Source organism: Psychrobacter sp. UBA6739, from assembly GCF_002453835.1.
Lineage (GTDB): Bacteria > Pseudomonadota > Gammaproteobacteria > Pseudomonadales > Moraxellaceae > Psychrobacter > Psychrobacter immobilis_A.
In genome coordinates, this window is sequence record NZ_DKHR01000050.1 from 1 (window position 1) to 3,946 (window position 3,946).

A 3,946-nucleotide genomic window follows, 5' to 3' on the forward strand; every position below is an offset into this window, starting at 1 on the left:
TCCGAAATTAGTTGACCACTACAACTCAGACCTTATCTACTAGATAAGAAAAACCTCGCTAGGTTACCCAAGCAAGGCGGGAGAGAAAGGTTGTTATGATATTTATGTTTATTATTATCTTATTTGTATTTAATAATAGCGGGATTGATTATATTGAAAGCCAACTCTGCTAAATAGCTCCTAGTTTTCATTACTATTCATTTACAAAGGCTATTTTGCTCAGCCCTGCTTGACTGGCTACCGCTAGTACCTGCGCCACCGTCTCATATCTACTTTCTTTATCTGCTCTTAATAGCACGGAAGGGTCTTTACCAGCTCCACTTTGCTGTTGTAGACGCACCCCTAGTCCTTCCATACTAATAGGATCGCTATCCCAGAAAATACCAGCATCTTTATCTATACTAATTTGGATTGCTTCAGGTGGCTGCTCATTGATTAGCGCACTGGTTTTGGGTAAATCGAGCGGTACTGTTGGATTCAAAACAGTCGCTGTCAATAAAAAGATAATCATCAATACCAACATGATATCAATCAGTGGAATGAGGTTCATCTCATTCATACTTTGGACGTTATCATCACTTAACTGAAATGCCATAATATTCTCTATCGTGTGTCAGTCTTATACAAAATCATAAACTTTTGCTTTAAAAAAGCCATCCAGCGCTGGCATTTACAATAACTTTATATAGTCAAGGAATTTTAGAAACGCTACAAGGCGACCGACCGCAGATAGTACACTGAGTACATTTAGGGCGGGCAACACCGTATCGGTTTAAAAGTGCTCTGACTATAAATAAAATCTAGCAATGCTACTGTTGGTAAGCCTCTTGTGTATCAGTATGAATACTACTATTGCTATGAGCACTCTTACTAAAAGTGACATTAGTGGTTATGCCTTGCTTTTCAGCTACATTATGAGGCTCCATTGAAGGTTGCATTGCTGCTAAATCAACAGACTGCGCCAATAAATCATGGGCTCTATCATTGGCATGGTACATTACCCGTCGATTGATACGTACGGCAAGGTTATAAAACACCACTGCTGGAATTGCGACGGCAATACCGAGACCTGTCATAATGAGCGCCTCGCCAACTGGTCCTGCCACTTGTCCAAGTCCTGCTTGCCCACTGGTACCGATATTATGTAACGCGTGAAAAATACCCCACACTGTACCAAATAACCCAATAAATGGCGCGATCGCTGCAGTGGTACCTAAAATAGGTAGGCCGCGTTCGCTAGCAAAACGGTAACGCCCGATATGCTTTAATAATGCTTGCTCAATGACTAATCGATGCATAGCAGCATCAGAGTTAATCACAGCTGAACGCTTCATCTCAACCTGCTGACTCAAATCATCAGCAACACAGGCGGCCAATTTTCGGCTTTGTAATATACGAATAATACCCGTTACCCAAGAGAGCACCGATAAGACCAATAGCAAGAAAAACAAGCTTTTGGTCACCAAATCGCTGTATTGCCAGTAGCTTGTAAAATCCATATCAGACTCCTTAATATGTTATGCAATCATATGAGTTTGTTGCGAGTACCGCATATCCACTTATCATGAAAAATCATCAGTAATGATGCTCTAAAAATAATAGGCTCGTTAAATAACTAAATTTTATGGTGCTGCATAACTGATAGGTAAAGTTACATTACCCACCACTGGTACGCCATTTTTCGTAAAGGGTTTAAATTTACCAGAAAGTACTTGTTGTTGAGCATCCCTATCGAGTGCGGCGTTGCCAGAAGATTGCGCTAAGCTCACATTATCTATGCTGCCTTGCTTATTAACTTGTAGTACCAAGACAACTCTAAAGGTTTCCCCTGATCTAGCACCTCGTCTGGCACGAGCAGGAAAACTAAAACTCGGTGCTGATGCCCAGTTAGCGTTGGTCGCAGTGAAATTGACTGGTGTATTACTTGCAGCAGCAGCTTGTTGATTAGCTTTCTCACGAGTCGCGGCTTCAGCTTTTGCACGGGCGGCTTGTGCAGCTTTGGCATCGGATACGGCTTGCGCTTCACGATCTGCCTTTGCTTTGGTATCCGCTGCAGCCTGAGCCTCGCGCATAGCTTTAGCATGCGTTTGTTGATTAGCCTTTTCAGTCTGTGCTGCCAATATTTTACGTTCGTTATCGGCTGCTAAAGCGCTTGCTTGAGCTAAGGCATCCGATTCTTGTGATTGTATTGATTGTTTGATGATAGGCTTACTCTCTACTATCTTTGTTGTTGCAGTAGCTGGTTTAGTATCAACTTGAGGCTTTGGTTTCTCCTTCCTCACAACTGGTTGCACTGCTTTTTTTGGCTCTGGTTTTGCCTCAGGTACGCTAACAGATTGTGGTTTAGGCGCTTTAATAGGTTCGACTTCTGCGACTGCCATCACCGGCTCTGCAATTGTCGTAACTTCTGACACCAACTGTATTTCTATAGGCGGTGTTATTTCAAGTGGCTTAATAGTAATCACAGGGGTTTTGACCATCACCAATACGATTGCTGTCAGCAAATGTAATGCGACAACACAACCCATAACTGTGGATGTTAATTTAACTGATGGCATATTGAAACTTGTTGAACCCATAACAGCCTAATAATTTTATTAAACAAAATGTAATAGCAATGTTAATGCAAATGATAACTATTATCAATAAATTTAATAACTATCTTTTAAATATTTATTCCGCTTACAAAGCACCCTCTCTCATCTTCATGTACTCAAGAAGAATTCTTCCTACCACTAAGTCACTACTGAGAATTCTCGCTAGAGCTAAATACCTCAGCCTATGAAGCTATAAAATCAAAAATGATAATAATTCTCATTATCATTGATAAATACTGTTAACTACTTTATGATAATCGCTGTTTACTCTTTTGAACTTTAAAAAAGTTCAAGTAAGCATTAATCCTGAAGTAGTCAATAGCCTTAAAGACAAATTAATTTGCGAAGAGCGCCGTTATGAATACTGCTATGCAGCCTCTTTACTAACCACCCCATATTTTGCAGTCATTTGATTAATCAACTTTCTATAACTTGTAATATAATGAGTTACCTATGTTTACTAATTTACTCTCTATACCAGTGCCCGTATTCAAACGTCCTTTATTAAAAACTATGATGGCAACATTAATAGCTACCGCCAGCTTGACAGGCTGTACCTCACCCGACTCTAGCGATTCTGAAACTGCAACGATTACAACAGAGAATGAAACGGCAGATACCGTATCGAATACTACGAATAATGGCGAATCTACCACTAGTATAAAAATTGATACTGCAAAAGGTGAGATAAGCTTACCAGTTAATCCGTCACCCATTGCAGTATATGACATGACGTTAATGCAAGATTTAGCGGCTCTTAAAGTACCTATTCAAGGTATGCCAAGCAATATGTTGTTAGACAATCTGCAAGCAAAAAATCAACCGGAGCCAAAAGAAGTAGGTACATTGTTTGAACCGGATCTTGAAGCCTTGAATGCACTACAACCACAGGCAATATTGATTGGGAGTCGCACTGCTAAAAAATATGATGAATTAGCAAGTATTGCTCCTACTCTTGATATGAGTGTCGATACTGCCGATATTTATGAATCGAGCAAACGTCGCTTGTCTGACTTAGGCGCTTTATTCGGTAAAAGCGAGCAAGCGGCAAAACTACAAGGTGACATCGATGGTCTGTTAGCAGAAACCAAAGCTGCCACCAAAGATAAAGGTAAAGGCTTAGTGGTCATGGTCAATGGCAATAAAATGTCCGTATATGGTACTGAGTCACGCTATGGTTTTATTCATACCGTACTTAATATCCCAATAGCAGATAATCAAATTAAAAATGGTAATCACGGTCAGCCAATCTCGTTTGAATACATACAAAAAACCAATCCAGACTGGTTATTCGTCGTCGATCGCAGTGCCGCCATTGGTGAAGATGGTGCTGGTGCCAAAGCCGTATT

Annotated in this window: 4 protein-coding genes; 1 reads left to right on the top strand and 3 read right to left on the bottom strand. The window is 40.4% G+C overall.

From position 1 onward, the window contains the following. Positions 1 to 193 precede the first annotated feature (193 nt). The 3 genes from B2575_RS10585 to B2575_RS10595 form a co-directional block, all read right to left on the bottom strand. Positions 194 to 595: an ExbD/TolR family protein gene (locus B2575_RS10585; protein ID WP_296241920.1), complete on the bottom strand. Its 402-nt coding sequence runs from the start codon at positions 593 to 595 to the stop codon at positions 194 to 196. Between the two features lie 214 nt (positions 596 to 809). Continuing rightward, complete coding sequence (locus tag B2575_RS10590) at positions 810 to 1,499, bottom strand: MotA/TolQ/ExbB proton channel family protein (protein ID WP_296241922.1); 690 nt, start codon at positions 1,497 to 1,499, stop codon at positions 810 to 812. Between the two features lie 123 nt (positions 1,500 to 1,622). Then, positions 1,623 to 2,558: a TonB family protein gene (locus B2575_RS10595; protein WP_296241923.1), complete on the bottom strand. Its 936-nt coding sequence runs from the start codon at positions 2,556 to 2,558 to the stop codon at positions 1,623 to 1,625. A gap of 492 nt (positions 2,559 to 3,050) precedes the next feature. Here B2575_RS10595 and B2575_RS10600 point away from each other — a divergent pair. Then, positions 3,051 to 3,946 (top strand): siderophore ABC transporter substrate-binding protein (locus tag B2575_RS10600; RefSeq protein ID WP_296241924.1); only part of this gene is annotated, 896 nt, incomplete at its 3' end.